This window comes from Burkholderia pyrrocinia (genome assembly GCF_003330765.1).
Taxonomy (GTDB): domain Bacteria; phylum Pseudomonadota; class Gammaproteobacteria; order Burkholderiales; family Burkholderiaceae; genus Burkholderia; species Burkholderia pyrrocinia_B.
The window spans coordinates 2,953,133-2,967,477 of sequence record NZ_CP024903.1; the positions used below are offsets into that span (position 1 = coordinate 2,953,133).

Annotated in this window: 14 protein-coding genes; 3 read left to right on the forward strand and 11 right to left on the reverse strand. The window is 65.1% G+C overall.

Annotated elements, in window-relative coordinates; translation table 11 throughout:
- The first annotated feature begins 59 nt into the window (after positions 1-59).
- A complete protein-coding gene (locus CUJ89_RS31025; protein ID WP_114181059.1) occupies positions 60-1,571 on the forward strand; it encodes a SulP family inorganic anion transporter in 1,512 nt (503 codons plus the stop codon).
- A gap of 172 nt (positions 1,572-1,743) precedes the next feature.
- On the opposite strand, the gene CUJ89_RS31030 is transcribed toward CUJ89_RS31025, so the two are convergent.
- A complete protein-coding gene (locus CUJ89_RS31030; protein ID WP_114181060.1) occupies positions 1,744-3,063 on the reverse strand; it encodes a chloride channel protein in 1,320 nt (439 codons plus the stop codon).
- Positions 3,064-3,121: 58 nt separating this feature from the next.
- Positions 3,122-4,309 (reverse strand): MFS transporter, encoded by a 1,188-nt coding sequence (locus CUJ89_RS31035; RefSeq protein ID WP_114181061.1) that lies wholly within the window; start codon positions 4,307-4,309, stop codon positions 3,122-3,124.
- A 404-nt stretch (positions 4,310-4,713) separates the two neighbouring features.
- Between CUJ89_RS31035 and pal the strand changes: the two genes are divergently transcribed.
- Positions 4,714-5,217, forward strand: coding sequence for a peptidoglycan-associated lipoprotein Pal (gene pal, locus CUJ89_RS31040; RefSeq protein ID WP_114181062.1), 504 nt, complete (start codon positions 4,714-4,716; stop codon positions 5,215-5,217).
- 157 nt (positions 5,218-5,374) lie between these two features.
- On the opposite strand, the gene CUJ89_RS38115 is transcribed toward pal, so the two are convergent.
- The 6 genes from CUJ89_RS38115 to CUJ89_RS31070 all read right to left on the reverse strand — a co-directional run bounded on the left by CUJ89_RS38115 (position 5,375) and on the right by CUJ89_RS31070 (position 10,529).
- Positions 5,375-5,542 (reverse strand): hypothetical protein, encoded by a 168-nt coding sequence (locus CUJ89_RS38115; RefSeq protein ID WP_161556576.1) that lies wholly within the window; start codon positions 5,540-5,542, stop codon positions 5,375-5,377.
- Positions 5,526-5,759 carry a hypothetical protein gene (locus CUJ89_RS31045; protein WP_114181063.1) on the reverse strand — a complete coding sequence of 78 codons (234 nt, stop codon included), beginning with the start codon at positions 5,757-5,759 and terminating at the stop codon, positions 5,526-5,528. Before CUJ89_RS31045 ends, CUJ89_RS38115 begins: the two co-directional genes overlap by 17 nt.
- A 51-nt stretch (positions 5,760-5,810) precedes the next feature.
- Positions 5,811-7,412, reverse strand: coding sequence for an APC family permease (locus tag CUJ89_RS31050; RefSeq protein ID WP_114181064.1), 1,602 nt, complete (start codon positions 7,410-7,412; stop codon positions 5,811-5,813).
- Positions 7,413-7,540: 128 nt separating this feature from the next.
- The gene (locus tag CUJ89_RS31055; RefSeq protein WP_114180374.1) at positions 7,541-7,966 is read right to left on the reverse strand and encodes a MarR family winged helix-turn-helix transcriptional regulator; all 426 of its coding nucleotides are present in this window, start codon (positions 7,964-7,966) and stop codon (positions 7,541-7,543) included.
- Between the two features lie 757 nt (positions 7,967-8,723).
- The gene (locus tag CUJ89_RS31065) at positions 8,724-9,185 is read right to left on the reverse strand and encodes a cupin domain-containing protein (RefSeq protein WP_114181066.1); all 462 of its coding nucleotides are present in this window, start codon (positions 9,183-9,185) and stop codon (positions 8,724-8,726) included.
- Between the two features lie 120 nt (positions 9,186-9,305).
- Positions 9,306-10,529 carry a Zn-dependent hydrolase gene (locus tag CUJ89_RS31070; RefSeq protein WP_114181067.1) on the reverse strand — a complete coding sequence of 408 codons (1,224 nt, stop codon included), beginning with the start codon at positions 10,527-10,529 and terminating at the stop codon, positions 9,306-9,308.
- Between the two features lie 144 nt (positions 10,530-10,673).
- Between CUJ89_RS31070 and CUJ89_RS31075 the strand changes: the two genes are divergently transcribed.
- On the forward strand, positions 10,674-11,594 hold the full coding sequence (locus tag CUJ89_RS31075) for a LysR substrate-binding domain-containing protein (protein ID WP_114181068.1): 921 nt from the start codon (positions 10,674-10,676) through the stop codon (positions 11,592-11,594).
- Between the two features lie 6 nt (positions 11,595-11,600).
- On the opposite strand, the gene CUJ89_RS31080 is transcribed toward CUJ89_RS31075, so the two are convergent.
- From CUJ89_RS31080 to CUJ89_RS31090, 3 genes are all read right to left on the reverse strand, one after another.
- Positions 11,601-12,953 carry a pyridoxal phosphate-dependent decarboxylase family protein gene (locus CUJ89_RS31080; protein WP_114181069.1) on the reverse strand — a complete coding sequence of 451 codons (1,353 nt, stop codon included), beginning with the start codon at positions 12,951-12,953 and terminating at the stop codon, positions 11,601-11,603.
- A gap of 20 nt (positions 12,954-12,973) precedes the next feature.
- Positions 12,974-13,273, reverse strand: a complete 300-nt coding sequence (locus tag CUJ89_RS31085; RefSeq protein WP_114181070.1) for an ArsR/SmtB family transcription factor — start codon at positions 13,271-13,273, stop codon at positions 12,974-12,976.
- Between the two features lie 176 nt (positions 13,274-13,449).
- Positions 13,450-14,337: a LysR family transcriptional regulator gene (locus CUJ89_RS31090; RefSeq protein ID WP_114181071.1), complete on the reverse strand. Its 888-nt coding sequence runs from the start codon at positions 14,335-14,337 to the stop codon at positions 13,450-13,452.
- Between the last annotated feature and the right edge of the window lie 8 nt (positions 14,338-14,345).

Here is a 14,345-nt window from a genome sequence, read left to right on the forward strand (position 1 = left end):
CGATTGCGACCTTCGCCCCGACCGCCGTTCCGCTTTGTCCAGTCAATCGTACCGTCGCCATGGAATCCGTCCATTCCGGCCCCAGCCGGCTTTCTTCGTTGCGCAGTGAATTGCTTGCCGGCCTCACATCGTCGTTCGCGCTCGTGCCCGAGTGCATCGCCTTTGCGCTCGTCGCGCATCTGAATCCGTTGATGGGGCTTTATGGTGCGTTCTTCATCTGCACGATCACGGCGCTGTTCGGCGGCCGGCCCGGCATGATCAGCGGCGCGGCGGGCTCCATGGCCGTCGTGATCGTGGCGCTCGTGGTGCAGCACGGTCCGCAATATCTGTTCGCCACGGTCGTGCTCGGCGGCCTGTTGATGATGCTGTTTGGCGCACTGAAGCTCGGCAAGCTGATCCGCATGGTGCCGCATCCAGTGATGCTCGGCTTCGTGAACGGTCTCGCGATCATCATCGCGCGTGCACAGTTCGAGCATTTCAAGGCGCCCGGCCCCCACGGCGCGGGCATGGAATGGATGCACGGGCAGGCGCTGTGGCTGATGTGCGGGCTCGTCGCGCTCACCATGGCGATCGTGTTCGTCGTGCCGCGCGTGACGAAGGCCGTGCCGCCCGCGCTGGTCGCGATCGTGGGCGTCGGCGCGGCGGCGTCGCTCCTGCATCTGCCCGCACGCACGCTGGGAGACATGGCGCACATCGCGGGCGGACTGCCGGTCTTTAGTGTGCCCGCCGTGCCGATGAACATGGAGACGCTGCGCATCGTGCTGCCATATGCGGTGCTGATGTCGGTCGTGGGCCTGCTGGAGACGCTGCTCACGCTCAATCTCACCGACGACGTGACCGGCACGCGTGGCCAGCCGAACCGCGAATGCGTGGCGCTGGGCGTGGCCAATGTGGCGGCGGGGATGTTCGGTGCGATGGGCGGCTGCGCGATGATCGGCCAGACCGTCATCAATCTGGGCTCAGGCGGGCGATCGCGCATCTCGGGCGTGACGAGCGGCGTCATGATCCTGCTGTTCGTCCTGTGCCTCTCGCCGCTGATCGAGCGCATTCCGCTCGCGGCGCTGGTGGGCGTGATGTTCATCGTCGCGGGACAGACCTTCGCATGGGGCTCGCTGCGCGTACTGCACAAGGTGCCCCGCAACGACGCCGTGGCAATTGTCGCGGTCACGGTGATCACGGTCTGCACGGATCTGGCGACCGCGGTGCTCTGCGGCATCGTCATCGCTTCGCTGAATTTCGCGTGGCAGCACGCGCGCGAGTTCCGCTGCGAGACGCGCGACGAAGCCCTGGGCGAGCGTGTCTACGCGCCCCGCGGCACGCTGTTCTTCGCGTCGGCGGCACATTTCCAGATGCTCTTCGATCCGGAGCTCGACCCGGCGCAGGTGCGACTCGATTGCACGCATCTGCACGTGGCCGACCACTCGGCAATCGCGGCGCTTGAGGCCGTGCAGGCGCGCTACGAGCGCATGGGCAAGCATCTCGTGTTCGCGAATCTCTCGCCGCGTTGCCACGGCTTGCTGGCGCGCGCACAGGCCGACGTGCGGCTTGGCGAGGCGGGCGTCTCGTCGTAACGGCGACAAGCCGGGCGATCCTCACCGTGCCCGTTCGGCAAGTCGCGCGCCGGCCGATCCGGCCATCGGCCGCGTGGCGGGCGTTGCTACGGTGCGGGTGCCGGCTCACGCCGCTCTGCCCCTGGCGCGCTCGCGTGTTCGAGCACCTCGGTGGCGCGATGCGCCAAAAAGGTCATCGGTGGTCGTCGGCAAAATAGCGCGTCGACAGCGCTTCGTACAGCGGCGGAGCAAAGAATCGCGACACGCGGCTCGCAATCAGGGCCGTGGCCATCAACGAGATGACGAGTGCGTGGCCGTTGATCATTTCGATGACAATCACGAACGCCGTGATCGGGCTTTGCGTGACTGCGGCCAGATAGCCGACCATCCCGAGTGCAATCAGCATCTGCAACTGCATCCCCGAGAACAGGATATGCAGCGTATTGCCGATCCCCGCGCCGATCGCCAGCGACGGGGCAAACAAGCCGCCCGGCGCGCCGGGCAGGTACGATCCGATCATCGAAATCATCTTGAATACCGGATACAGGATGCTGACATTCGCATGGCTTTCGAGCATGCCCCGGGCTTCCGCGTATCCGCTGCCGAACGTATGGCCATGGGTCGCGACGCCGACGACCGCGACGACCAGCCCGCACAGGGCGCCAAACAGAACCGGCCGGTTGGCACGGAAATTCTGGAGCCTGCTCGGCATCCAGCGTCGCGTGTTGAGCAATATCCAGCAGAAGATCCCGCCCATGACACCCGCCATCACGCCGATGAGCACGACCGCCAGCGCCAACGACTCGGGCAGGTGCGTCCCGACGTCGATCGTGCCGAAATAGACGTAGTTACCCTGAATGCCGAGCGACACGATGCCGGCGAAGATGATCGCCGTAATGAGGACACCGCTCGTGCGTTGCTCGAAGCTTCGCGTGAGTTCCTCGATCGCGAACACCACGCCTGCGAGCGGCGCATTGAACGCTGCGGAAAGACCCGCGGCCGCGCCCGCAAGAGCCAGCCGATGCTCGAGCACGCCGGGGCGTATCGCACGAAACCGCTGCGGATAGAACCTCCGCAGGTTGAACATGAGCGCAGCACCCACATGGATCGTCGGACCTTCGCGTCCGATCGTGAAACCGCCGAGAATGGCCAGGAACGAAACGAGAATCTTCCCGACCAGGATCCGGAACTTGAGCAACCGTGCGCCCCCGTTGCCCGGCGCGTGAAGCATCGCAATTACCTGCGGAATACCGCTTCCCTCCGCGCCGTCGAAGAATCGCCGCGTCAGCCAGACCGTGAGCGCACCGATGATCGGTGTGACGATCAGTGGCAGCCACGCGTGCCGGGCAGCGTAGCCCAGAAAAAACCCGTAGCCGAAATCGATCAGCTTCGCGTAGAGCACCGCCACGAGGCCCACGGCAACCGCGCCCAGCCAGAACACGCCGTAGTGAAGCCACAGACGCCGGGCGTGCAGCAACGCACGTCGATCCGCGAGCGCGGAAATGCGAATCATCGGTCTCCCCCCAAACACTGGTCTGCCTGTTTCGAATGTCGAACGACTTCGAGATCGTTCAAATGCGCGGCGGCGGCTGCTTCATGCCGGCCGCGACTGCGAGCCACACCGTAACCAATCCGGCGCACGTCAGGAACACCGTGTTCGCGCCGCCGTGCTTCAGCAGCCAGCCACCCACGATGCCGCCGAGCGCGAGCCCGATCGACTGCGTGGTGTTGTAGACGCCCGTGGCCGCACCCTTGCGCGAACCCGGCGCGAGCTTCGACACGAGCGACGGCTGCGACGCTTCCAGGATGTTGAACCCGAGGAAGTACACGAACAGGACCGCCGCCACAATCAGGATGGTATGCGGCGCGCTGCCCAGCAGCAATTGACCGATCAGGATAGCCAGAATGCCGCCGAGCAGCACCGGCTTCATCTTGCCCCGTTTTTCCGCGACGATGATCGCCGGGACCATCATCACGAACGCGAGCCCCATCACCGGCAGGTAGACCTTCCAGTGCGCGGCGACCGGCAGCCCGCCTTCGACGAGCAGGCGCGGCACGACGAGGAACAGCGCCGTCTGCGTCGCGTGCAGCACCAGCACGCCGAAGTTCAGGCGCAGCAACTCGACGTTGTGCAGCACCTCGGCGAACGGCGCGGGCACGTGCACGGGCTTCGCCGCGTCGGGCACGATCCACAGCACCACGCCGATCGCCAGGATCGACAGCACGCCGACGATCGCGAACAGCCCACTCATCCCGACCCAGTGGAACACGATCGGCGCGCCGACGATCGCGACCGCGAACGACACGCCGATCGACCCGCCGACCATCGCCATCGCCTTCGTGCGGTTCTGCTCGGAGGTCAGGTCGGCGATGAACGCGAGCACCGCGGACGACACGGCGCCCATCCCCTGGATCACGCGGCCGACGATAATCCACGTGATGTCGTGCGCGAACGCGGCGACGAAGCTGCCGAGCGCGAAGATCACGAGGCCCGTGGCGATCACCGGCTTGCGGCCGAACTTGTCGGATGCCCAGCCGTAGAAAATGTAGAACAGCGACTGCGTGACGCCGTAGGCCCCGAGCGCGATGCCGACGAGCAGCACGTTGTCGCCGCCCGGGATGGTTTTCGCGTAGACCGAAAACACCGGCATGATCATGAACAGGCCGAGCATGCGCAGCGCGAAGATCGCCGCGAGCGACGTGGTCGCGCGCAGTTCGGGCGCGGTCATGCGGGAAGACGTGGCGGACGACTGTGACATCGTTGATGCGATTTACCGAACAGACCAAACAACGGACAAAAAAACCCAGCTGGGTAGCCGGGTTCTGGAAGCTCGCCCCGGCCTTTCGTATCGGGACGGCCGAACGTCGAGTTCAGCAAGCTGAGAGAGCACATCTGAATTCACAATACTGCAGAATTCCCGCATCGTAGCACGCCAACTAGTCATGATGTGACATTTCTCCTACGCTACATGATGTGATCCCTTCCACCCGCCGCCCGTCCACGAAATTCCTTTGGATCACCCTGCAATCAATTTACAAAACTCCGTCGCACATCAAAAAGAACAGCGAAGTCCACTGCGCTTTCCGGCAGCTTCGCTGTCGCCTGTTCCAAGGATCCGCGACGCATTCCGTGCGGCTGAAGACATCCTTCGGGAGGCCAGTGATGAAAGGCTTGATGCGATATGCGGTCGTTTTGATTCTCGTGCTGTTCGGCGGGTGCCACTCCGCAACCAAGACGTCCGGCACCGCCGGCATGATGAATCAGAGCGCTGCAAATGGTCAGGCGATCGGCACGCCGTCGACCATGGCTGACGAGCTGAACAACCCCAACAGTCCGCTCGCGAAACGCAGCATCTATTTCGATTTCGACAGCTATGACGTAAAACCTGAATACCAGTCGCAGCTGCAGGCGCATGCGGATTATCTGCGCCTTCATCCGAGCCGGCACGTTCGGATTCAGGGGAACACCGACGAACGTGGCACAAGCGAGTACAACCTCGCATTGGGTGAACGCCGGTCGCAGGCCGTGCTTCGCACGCTGGAAACGCTCGGCGTACCTGACTCACAGATCGAGGCGGTCAGTTTCGGCAAGGAGAAGCCGGTTGCACTGGGCCATGACGAAGCGTCGTGGTCCCAGAATCGTCGCGCGGACATCGTTTATCGTTGAAACGTCGCTGTGGCGGGCCCCGCCCCCGCCACACATTTCAGGCGGGAACGGATCGTCATCGACGCCTTGATCACAAGCCCATGAAGTACGTCCGAACATCGATCTCGCCGGACCAGGACTGCACGTCGGAGAGCGCGTCGAACGCAATCGGCTTCCCCTAGTAGAGACAGCAATATCCATTCGCCGTTCGGTAGACGATGACCCACTCGCGATCGTCATTCGCATCATTGTCCAGATTGCCGGCCAACACTTCCTTCCATCGATCGAGATGCAAGGCGACCGCAAGCCGCCGACGCAGCACGACCCGTTCAACGCTCAGTTGCATGCGGAACCTCTTTTGCGGAATCCGGGTCGGCCATGCGCGTCGGCACGCGGCCATCATGATGCTGCGACCTCGACCGCCACCACCGAACCTCTCCACCCCGGTTCTCCGGAAAGATCCTGATGCTGCTCGCCACCGCATCCGCAATGTGCTCCTTCGCGATCACACCGGTGGCTTCCAGCATGCCATCCACATCGGGACGGGGCACGACCACCGCCATGGCCCCGGTTCCTGTCGAATGTGCGTGCTCCGCTTCAACCCAAGGGATCCTTCAACTGGTCTCGTTCATGCGCTCCATCATCTCCGACGTCTCCCCGGCATCGAGCGCGCTGCGCATGGCCAGTGCAAGCACAACCGCGCTCCAGATGGCGACCAGCAGAATGTCCCAGCCAAATCCGATCACGCCCAGGCCACCGCCGATTCCACCCAGCCAGGACAACAGCCACAGCCCGCCAAACCAGGGCAGCAACCATGCGATATGCTTCCAGCCGAAGTCTCGAGGGCTGCGGCGCGCGACGACGTGGTGGTGAAGCGCGTAGAGGACAAAGCCGATTGCGACAAGCGAGAACAGGAAGTTGTTGGTCTTGAAGCCGGTCCAGTAGATGACGAGATTGCTGCAGACGAATGCGATCGGCGCGATCAACCTGGCTCCGCTCATCCTGAACGGTCGGTGCAGTTCAGGCATGTTGCGTCGCAGAACCAGCAGCGCGATAGGCCCCAGCCCATACGTGAGAACGGTAATTGACGTGATATAGCTCACCATCTGCTGCCAGGCCGGAAACGGCAGCAGGAACAGCACACCGACTGCCCACATGATCAGTACGGCGACCCACGGAATCCTGTTGGCATTCAGCCGCGTCAGCATACGCGGGCCGGCATCCAGTTCACCCGCCGCGAACAGGATGCGCGAGCCGCCCGTGACATACATCAGTCCGGTTCCCCCGGGCGATACATACGCGTCGATGTAGAGCAGCGTTGCCATCCAGCCCATGCCGAGAGTTGCGGCGAGCCCGGCGAACGGCCCCATCTCGCCCTTGAAGCTGAGGTTGTTCCATCCATCGGCAAGGTCGGCCGGCGCGAGCGCATAGATGAACGCCACCTGAAGCAGGATGTAGATGACAGCGGCGAGAAGCACCGCGCCGATCACGGCCAGCGGGATGTTTCTATGCGGATTGGCGCTTTCGCCGCCGAGGTCGATCGCAGTCCGAAAGCCGAGATAGCTGAAGACGATGCCCGCGGCCGGCAGTGCGGTGAACATGCCCGACACATGGTAACTGTCGGGTGCGGCCTGCATCACACCCCAGTGCGTACTTGCCCCGAGCAGGCCGGCGATCGTCAGAAGCGGCACGAGCACTTTCCACCATGTAATGGTGGAGTTCACGCTCAGCAGCCAGCGGATCACCATCAGATTCAGCAGGGCCATGATGCCGAGCAGCCCGCCACAGGCCATGAAGCCGATCGCCGTCAACAGGCCTGCGCTTCCCGGCTGGATGAACCACGGGAGATAGTTGTTCGCGTAGGTGACGATCGCCTCCGCCTCGACTGCCGGGACCGGCACATAAGCGAGAAACAGAAGTCCGCACCAGATGCGCCCCAGTCCCGCGCCGTGGCTCGCGTGACTCATGTGCACGAGCGCGCCGCTGCGAGGAAACAGCGCAGCCAGTTCCGCGAAACAAAGTGCAATCAGCATGATGATGATCGCACCCAGGACCCAACTACCGATGCTTAGCGGCCCGGCGATCCGGGATGCGTGATAGGCGCCGAACAGCCAGCCGGAACCGACCATGCTGGTCGTGCTGGCGAACAGCAGCCCGATGATCCCGGCGTCACGCCGGAGCTTGCCTTCCAGATTGAGGCTCGAGGTCGTGCTCATTTCCCACTCCTTGCAAACGACCTCCCCCTGCTGCATGTGTGTTCGTTATCCCCCTCTGCCGGCCGCGACGGCGGCCGATTGCGTTCACCACTTTGTCACTCATACCGCGAACGTCGACGTCGCGGCGTTCAGTTCGTATCCGTGACGTCCTGGAACGCCCAGCCGAACGATTGAATTTCCGATTTGTGCAAAGCCGCGACCTTGCGCAAACAATCCGCCCCTTTTTGCGTCAGATGGATCTCCACCTGCCTTCGATCATGCTGGCTCGTCTGGCGCCTGACGAGCCCGGCCGCTTCGCAGCGCGTGACCAGCGCCACCGTGCCATGCGACGATGCCTGTAGCCGCTCGGCAATCTCGCCCACGGTCGCCCATGATCGGTCAGGAAATGCACAGGTGTGCAACATCAACATGTACTGCAACGGTGTCAGCCCCTCGGTACGCAGCATCTCCTCGGAGAAACGCAGAAAGCGCCTCAGCCGATAACGGAATTCGGACAACTGCTCGAGGTCGTGCTTCGTGGCGGCTCCGCCAGCCCTTCGGTTGCTCGCTGCCATTACAAACTCCAGAAACGCCGGGGGTTTTCTGGAATTATGTCATCATGTGACCTAAAATATAGGCGCGCATGAAGGGTAGTGCAAAGCGCTTTCATCAATTGCTACTCCGATCGCAACATGGATTGACCCGAATCATCCGATCTAGGTGAGGAGAAGTGAACGGCATTTCGATACCGATGCTGATCGCCCTGGTCGTCGTACAGCCCGGCCATTCGATAAGCCCACATACGGGAACGGCCAGCCACGTCGTTGTTCCTGCGCGGAACATCCTCCATGTGGGCAACCCGCAGCCGTCACCCGGTCTCACGCCCAAAGCCCGCCACGGGTGGGCAAGCGACCCGGCTTCCGGCCCGGTCTACATCCCGAGCGTCACGTATCACCCAGATGGCTGGGGCCTACCCTCCCGGTTGGTAGGCGACCGCTTTCGGTGGTAGTCGATTCACACGGAATTCTGTAAATCTACCGCAGCGTATGCTTCCGCCAGCATTCCTTCAGGCAGTTTCCTCATCGGCCAAAGAGGGTACCCGCAGAAGATCATTCCCACCATGACGGCATAACCGCGCCGCAGGGCATCGAGCATCCTGGGGGACGGCATCAGCGCGATGCGTGCCGTGACGGACAAGGTCCAGCCCTGGAAGCGAGAGAAATGTCCGAAAAAAAACGGGGGACGCAGAGCGTCACAACCGATTGTCCCTGGATAATCGCCGAGTGAGTTGCTTTGTCAGCCTACATTAACGCATCGACGATCGGGCCATGGCTACTTCGGCAGATCGACAAACGCTTCGAGTTCCCCGGCCACGTAAAGCCGCTTGCCGATTCTCGGGTATTCGCACACGTCGTGTTCGAGCCGCTGCCCGACGACGATCAGTTCGAGCGGCACGTTGCCCGTGTTCTGCAGCGTGTGCGCTTCGCCGCCGCGCGCGAAGCCGAGGAAATCGCCAGGCCCGACGTCGTAAGGGCATTCGCCGATCGTGACCGTGCCCGTGCCGGACAGCACGTACACGCATTCTTCCTCATACAGGTGACGGTGGTATTCGGCCGATTCGTGGCCGGGCATCAGCGTGAGCAGGTGGAAGCCGAACTGCGTCAGGCCGGTCAGGTCACTGAGCGGTCTTTTGAGCCGGACGGCATTGGGATTCAGTGAATGCACCGCGCGCGTCGGTTCCATCTTCGCGATATCGGCGGCCTTCAGCAATTCCCGGGGAGGGGTGGTCGACATGGGGGCTCTCGTTTGCGTGAATGCATCGGTTGAACGCGCCGCCCGCGCGGTGCGCGTAGCGGCTATTGTCCGACATTTTCACGCCTGCAAGGGTGCGCCGGGCACCGCCATGCCGCGCGGCTAGCGCGCGCAATCGGCCAGCAGGTTCGCCAGCACCGACGCGCCTTGCGCGAGGTGCACCGGATCGGCATCTTCCGCCTCGTTGTGGCTCAGTCCGGCCTTGCACGGCACAAACACCATCGCGGCCGGCGCGACGTACGACAGGTTCACCGCGTCGTGCCCCGCGCCGCTGCACATCTCCAGATACGGATAGCCGGCAGTGGCCGTTGCCTGCCGCACTCGCGCGACGCACTCGGCATCGAACACCACCGGCTCGTATTCGGCGATGGTCTGCACCTGCACGCTCGCGCCGCGCAGCGCGGTACGTTGCAGGCAGATCGCCTCGATGTCCGCGACGAGCCGCTGCAGCGCCGGCCGCGACGGGTGGCGCACGTCGACACTGAACCTGACCTTGCCGGGTATCGTGCTCGGCGAGTTCGGCTGGCACGCGACATGCCCCACGGTGACGCGCGCATCGGCATCGAACCCGTGACCGTGCTCGACGATCGCGGCGATCATCGTGGCCGCCGCGCCCATCGCGTCCTTGCGCACGCTCATCGGCGTCGTGCCGGCATGCGACTCGAAGCCCGTCACGGTGACGTCGAGTTCGTAGATGCCCTGCACGCCGGTGACGACGCCGATCGGCACACCGGCCTGCTCCAGCACCGGCCCTTGTTCGATATGCGCTTCGAAATAGGCCTTCGGCATCTGTCGCTCGCGCGCTCGGCCGGCGAAGCCGGTGCGCTCGAGTTCGTGGCCGAGCAGCACGCCCGTCTGCATGCACGACCGGGCCAGTGCGGTCTCGAGATCCAGCGTGCCGGCATAGACGGCCGAGCCCATCATGCCCGGCGTGAAGCGCGAACCCTCTTCGTTGGTCCATGCCACGACGTCGATCGGATGCCGGGTCGCGATGCCGTGCTCGTTCAGCGTGCGAACGGCCTCGAGGCCGGCGAGCACGCCATAGACGCCGTCGAAGCGACCGCCGAGCGGCTGCGTGTCGAGATGACTGCCGCACATCACGGCCGCCGCGTCGGGCTGCGTGCCCGGCCGGCGTGCGAACACGTTGCCGATCGGATCGATGCGGACGGCGCAACCGGCTTCCTCGCACCAGCGGATGAAGCGGCGCCGGCCCAGCACGTCGTCGTCGCTCAGCGCGAGCCGGCAACTGCCGCCGTGCGCGGTCGCGCCAATCGTCGCCATGTCCATCAGCGAATCCCACAGCCTTTGCTGGTTAACGAGAATCATCGTGGCCGCTCCTGAAAAACATCGAGCATATACACTCGATCCGACAAGAAAAATCCAAGATTTCGTTGCAGACGATAATTTTTACTTGTCACCCGGTGTTCCGCCCGGAACCCCGCGTTGCCCTCCCGATCGGTCGCCTCGCCCATGAAGCTCAAACAGCTCGATGCCTTTCTCGCGGTCGCCGAGCACCGAACCATCCGCGGCGCGGCCCGCGCGCTCGGCGTCACGCAACCGGCCGTCAGCAGCATCGTGCGCGAGCTCGAACTCGAACTGGGCGTGCCGCTCGTCATGCGCAGCGTCAAGGGGATCGCACTGACCGACTACGGCAGTGCGTTTGCGATTCGCGCGCGGCTGATCGTCGAGGAGATCCAGCGCACGCGCGACGAAATCGAGCAGTTGCGGCTGGGCACGACCGGATCGGTGTCGATCGCGGTCAGTCCGACCGTCGCGCTGACCATCCTGCCACGTGCGTTCGATGCATTCACGCGCGATCTGCCCGGAGCGACCGTGAACGTCGACGACGCGCTGACCGCGACGGATCTCGCGCGACTGCGCGACGGCTCGCTCGATTTCATCGTCACGCATCAACTGTCGAACGCGATGCCGGACACCGACGAATTCGCCAGCATTCCGTTGTTCCGGACGGCGTTCGCGGTCGTGGCAAGAAACCGGCATCGGCTCGCACGCGCCCGCTCGTTGCGCGAGCTGACCGATGCTCGATGGTGCGTGCCGCGCTACGGAGAAGGCGGGGATGATCTGGTCCGCTCGATCTTCATGCCGTTCGGCATCGACATGCCGAAGCGGGTGATCCACTGCCCGTCGTTTGCCGCGACGCTGGGGCTCGTGTCGCAGACGGATGCGCTCGGCGTGTTCGCCCGGCCGCTCGCCGACGTCGAACACAAGTCGCGCGGAATCGTCGCATTGAATCTCGTCGAGCCGCTGCCGGCCTTGACGGTCGCGATCGTGATGCGGCGGCATGCGTTGTTGACGCCGGCCGCGCTGCATTTCATCGAATGCCTGAAGATGGCGTCCGCCACCGTCGCGGGCAAGGACGACGGTTCATGATGATCGTCAGCGCACGTGCACGCCGCGCAACTCCGTCAGCAACGCAACGAGACGATCGATGTGCGCGTCTTCCGTGCGCCACGACGACACGCTGATGCGGAACGCCGGCCGCCCTTGCCACACGGTCGCGCCGAACCATACGTCGCCCGACGCCTGCGCGGCCTCGAGGATCGCGGCAGTCTCGTCGTCGGTGCCGGCGCGCACGAGCACCTGGTTCAGCACGACACGGTTCAGCACGTCGTAGCCGGCGGCACGCAGGCCGTCCGCGACACGCGCCGCCTGCGCGCAATGCCGCTCGACCATCGTGGCCACGCCGGCGCGGCCGAGCGAACGCAGCGCGGCCCACACGGGAATGCCGCGCGCGCGCCGCGAGAACTCGAGGTTCAGGTTCTTCTGCGCGTCCTGCGCACCGGTCAGGTAGACGGCGTCGCTATTCATCGCGGTCGCGAGCGCGGCCGCGTCGCGACAGATCACCATCGCGCCGTCGTACGGCGTGTTGAGCCACTTGTGGCCGTCGGTCGTCCAGCTATCCGCGCCGTCGACGCCGTCCGTCAGCGCGCGCTTCGACGACGCGCGAGCCCACAGGCCGAACGCGCCGTCCACGTGCACCCATGCGCCGGCCGCCTTCGCGGGCGGAATCAATGCCGCGAACGGATCGAATTCGCCGGTGTTCACTTCGCCGGCCTGCACACAGAAGATCGTCATATCGTCGAGCGGCGGCAACTCCGCCGGGTCGATGCGGCCGTGCGCGTCGACCGGCGCGACGACGACGCGCTTCATCCCGAAGCCGAGCACGCGCAGCGCCTTCTTCACCGTGATGTGCGCGAGCCCGGAGATCACGACCTTCACCTCGGGCGCGCCGATCAGGCCGTCCTCGTCGACGTCCCAGCCCTTGCGCGCGAGCAGCGCGCGCCGCGCGGCAACCAGCGCGACGAGCGTGCAGGCCGTCGCGCTCGTGCCGAACCCGACCGCGCTGCCTTCGGGCAGCGCAAGCGCGTCGACCACCCAGCGCGCGGCCTGGCGCTCGATCGTCGCGGCCACCGGCGAATTCGCGTAAGACGACGCGCACTGGTCCCACGCGAGCATCAGCCGCTCGGCCGCCGCCGCGGCCGGCAGCGCGGCGCCGATCACGAAGCCGAAGTAGTTCGGGCCGTTCGACGCGACGGTCGCGGGCGTGCCCCGCTCGTCGAGCAGGCGCAGCACGTCGTCGGCCGGGCGGCCCGCATCGGGCAGCGGCTCGTCGAACGCGGCGAGACCGGCCAGCGCGGCCGCGTCGGGAAACGCGCGCCGCTCGTTCGTCGCAGCCAGATACGCGTGTGCGCGCCGGTCGGCGTCGGCCAGCAGTGCAAGTTCGTCCATGTCGGTTGCCTCGGTGGGAGTCAGAGTTGCGAGAGATCGCGGCCGAGCCGCTGCAGCGCGCCGTCGATCCGCTTGTAGTACGTGAACTTGCCGACGCGGGTCGCCTGCACGAGCCCGGCATCCGCGAGGATGCGCATGTGGCGCGTGGTCGTGGCCGGCGCGATGCCGAGCTTCTCGGTGATGTATGTGCAGCACACGCCGAGTTCGTCGAAATCGCCGTGCGGCTGCGGCGGGAAATGCTTGCGCGGCTGCTTGAGCCAGCGCATCACGGCCAGACGGCTTTCGTTGGCCAGTGCGCTGATGCGGGTGACGTCGTCCATAGGTTTCGGTTTGGTTTGACGTTTTGAATATTAGCTAAATGACGAAACGTGAGCAATCGGTTTGAAGTCCGATTTCAGCCGATCATGTCGCGCGCCGGATCGCCACATCGGCATGCGATGCGATCGCAGCAAGACAGACGCCGCAACGTGCCGCAGACAGCGTGAACCACGCGCCTTTACGTCCCCGCCAGCGCCTGCGCCAGCTTGTCGATCAGCGCGCGCACGCGTCGCGGCTGCACGGTGCTGCCCGGATAGACGATCTGCAAATCGACGTCGCCCGGCGAGAACGCGCGCAAGACCTCGACGAGCGCGCCGGACGCCAGATCCTGCTCGACGTCGACCAGCGACTTCAGCGCAACGCCGTGCCCCGCGACACACCACGCGCGCACGAGCGCGCCGTCATTGGCCACGCGCCGGCCGCGCACCGTCACGCGCTTCAATTCGCCATCGATGCTGAACGGCCATTCGGAATACAGGTCCGGCCCGAAACGCATCACGATGCAGTCGTGCGCGGCGAGATCGTCCGGATGCCGTGGCGTGCCGTGTGCGGCGAGATACGCGGGCGACGCGCACACCACGCGCCGCGCACGGCCGAGCGAACGGCTGCGCAGCGAACTGTCCGCGAGCGTGCCGCGGCGGATCGCGAAATCGAGCCCCTGCCCGACGAGATCGACGTAGCCGTCGCCGAGATGCAGGTCGACCGTGACGCGCGGATGCTCGGCCAGGAACGCGTCGACGACGGGCACGACGCGCTCGCGCCCGAGGTCGGCCGGCGCACTCAGGCGCACGGGCCCCGACAGCGTCTGCGCGCCCACGCGCACGCGGCTTTCGAGCTCGTCGGCCTCGGCCAGCAAGCGCCGCGCGCCCGCGACGAGCGTGCGGCCCTCGTCGGTCAGGCTGATCGCGCGCGTCGTGCGCGTGAGCAGCGCCGCGCCGTAGTAGCTCTCGAGCGCCGCCAGCCGCTCGGACACCGTGGCTGGCGACAGGCCGACCTCACGGCCCGCCGCAGCCAGCCCGCCCTTCTCCACGATGCGCAGGAACAGCGCGAGGTTATCGAGCAGCATTGTTCGCC

What these genes read in the sequence shown, in the direction of transcription:
- CUJ89_RS31075 (WP_114181068.1), top strand. Translation starts at nt 10,674, where the DNA reads ATGAAGCTCAAACAGCTCGATGCCTTTCTCGCGGTCGCCGAGCACCGA.
- CUJ89_RS31030 (WP_114181060.1), bottom strand. Translation starts at nt 3,063, where the DNA reads ATGATTCGCATTTCCGCGCTCGCGGATCGACGTGCGTTGCTGCACGCC.
- CUJ89_RS31045 (WP_114181063.1), bottom strand. Translation starts at nt 5,759, where the DNA reads ATGGCGGTGGTCGTGCCCCGTCCCGATGTGGATGGCATGCTGGAAGCC.
- pal (WP_114181062.1), top strand. Translation starts at nt 4,714, where the DNA reads ATGAAAGGCTTGATGCGATATGCGGTCGTTTTGATTCTCGTGCTGTTC.
- CUJ89_RS31035 (WP_114181061.1), bottom strand. Translation starts at nt 4,309, where the DNA reads ATGTCACAGTCGTCCGCCACGTCTTCCCGCATGACCGCGCCCGAACTG.
- CUJ89_RS31065 (WP_114181066.1), bottom strand. Translation starts at nt 9,185, where the DNA reads ATGTCGACCACCCCTCCCCGGGAATTGCTGAAGGCCGCCGATATCGCG.
- CUJ89_RS31085 (WP_114181070.1), bottom strand. Translation starts at nt 13,273, where the DNA reads ATGGACGACGTCACCCGCATCAGCGCACTGGCCAACGAAAGCCGTCTG.
- CUJ89_RS31080 (WP_114181069.1), bottom strand. Translation starts at nt 12,953, where the DNA reads ATGGACGAACTTGCACTGCTGGCCGACGCCGACCGGCGCGCACACGCG.
- CUJ89_RS31050 (WP_114181064.1), bottom strand. Translation starts at nt 7,412, where the DNA reads ATGAGCACGACCTCGAGCCTCAATCTGGAAGGCAAGCTCCGGCGTGAC.
- CUJ89_RS31055 (WP_114180374.1), bottom strand. Translation starts at nt 7,966, where the DNA reads ATGGCAGCGAGCAACCGAAGGGCTGGCGGAGCCGCCACGAAGCACGAC.
- CUJ89_RS31070 (WP_114181067.1), bottom strand. Translation starts at nt 10,529, where the DNA reads ATGATTCTCGTTAACCAGCAAAGGCTGTGGGATTCGCTGATGGACATG.
- CUJ89_RS38115 (WP_161556576.1), bottom strand. Translation starts at nt 5,542, where the DNA reads ATGCAACTGAGCGTTGAACGGGTCGTGCTGCGTCGGCGGCTTGCGGTC.
- CUJ89_RS31090 (WP_114181071.1), bottom strand. Translation starts at nt 14,337, where the DNA reads ATGCTGCTCGATAACCTCGCGCTGTTCCTGCGCATCGTGGAGAAGGGC.
- CUJ89_RS31025 (WP_114181059.1), top strand. Translation starts at nt 60, where the DNA reads ATGGAATCCGTCCATTCCGGCCCCAGCCGGCTTTCTTCGTTGCGCAGT.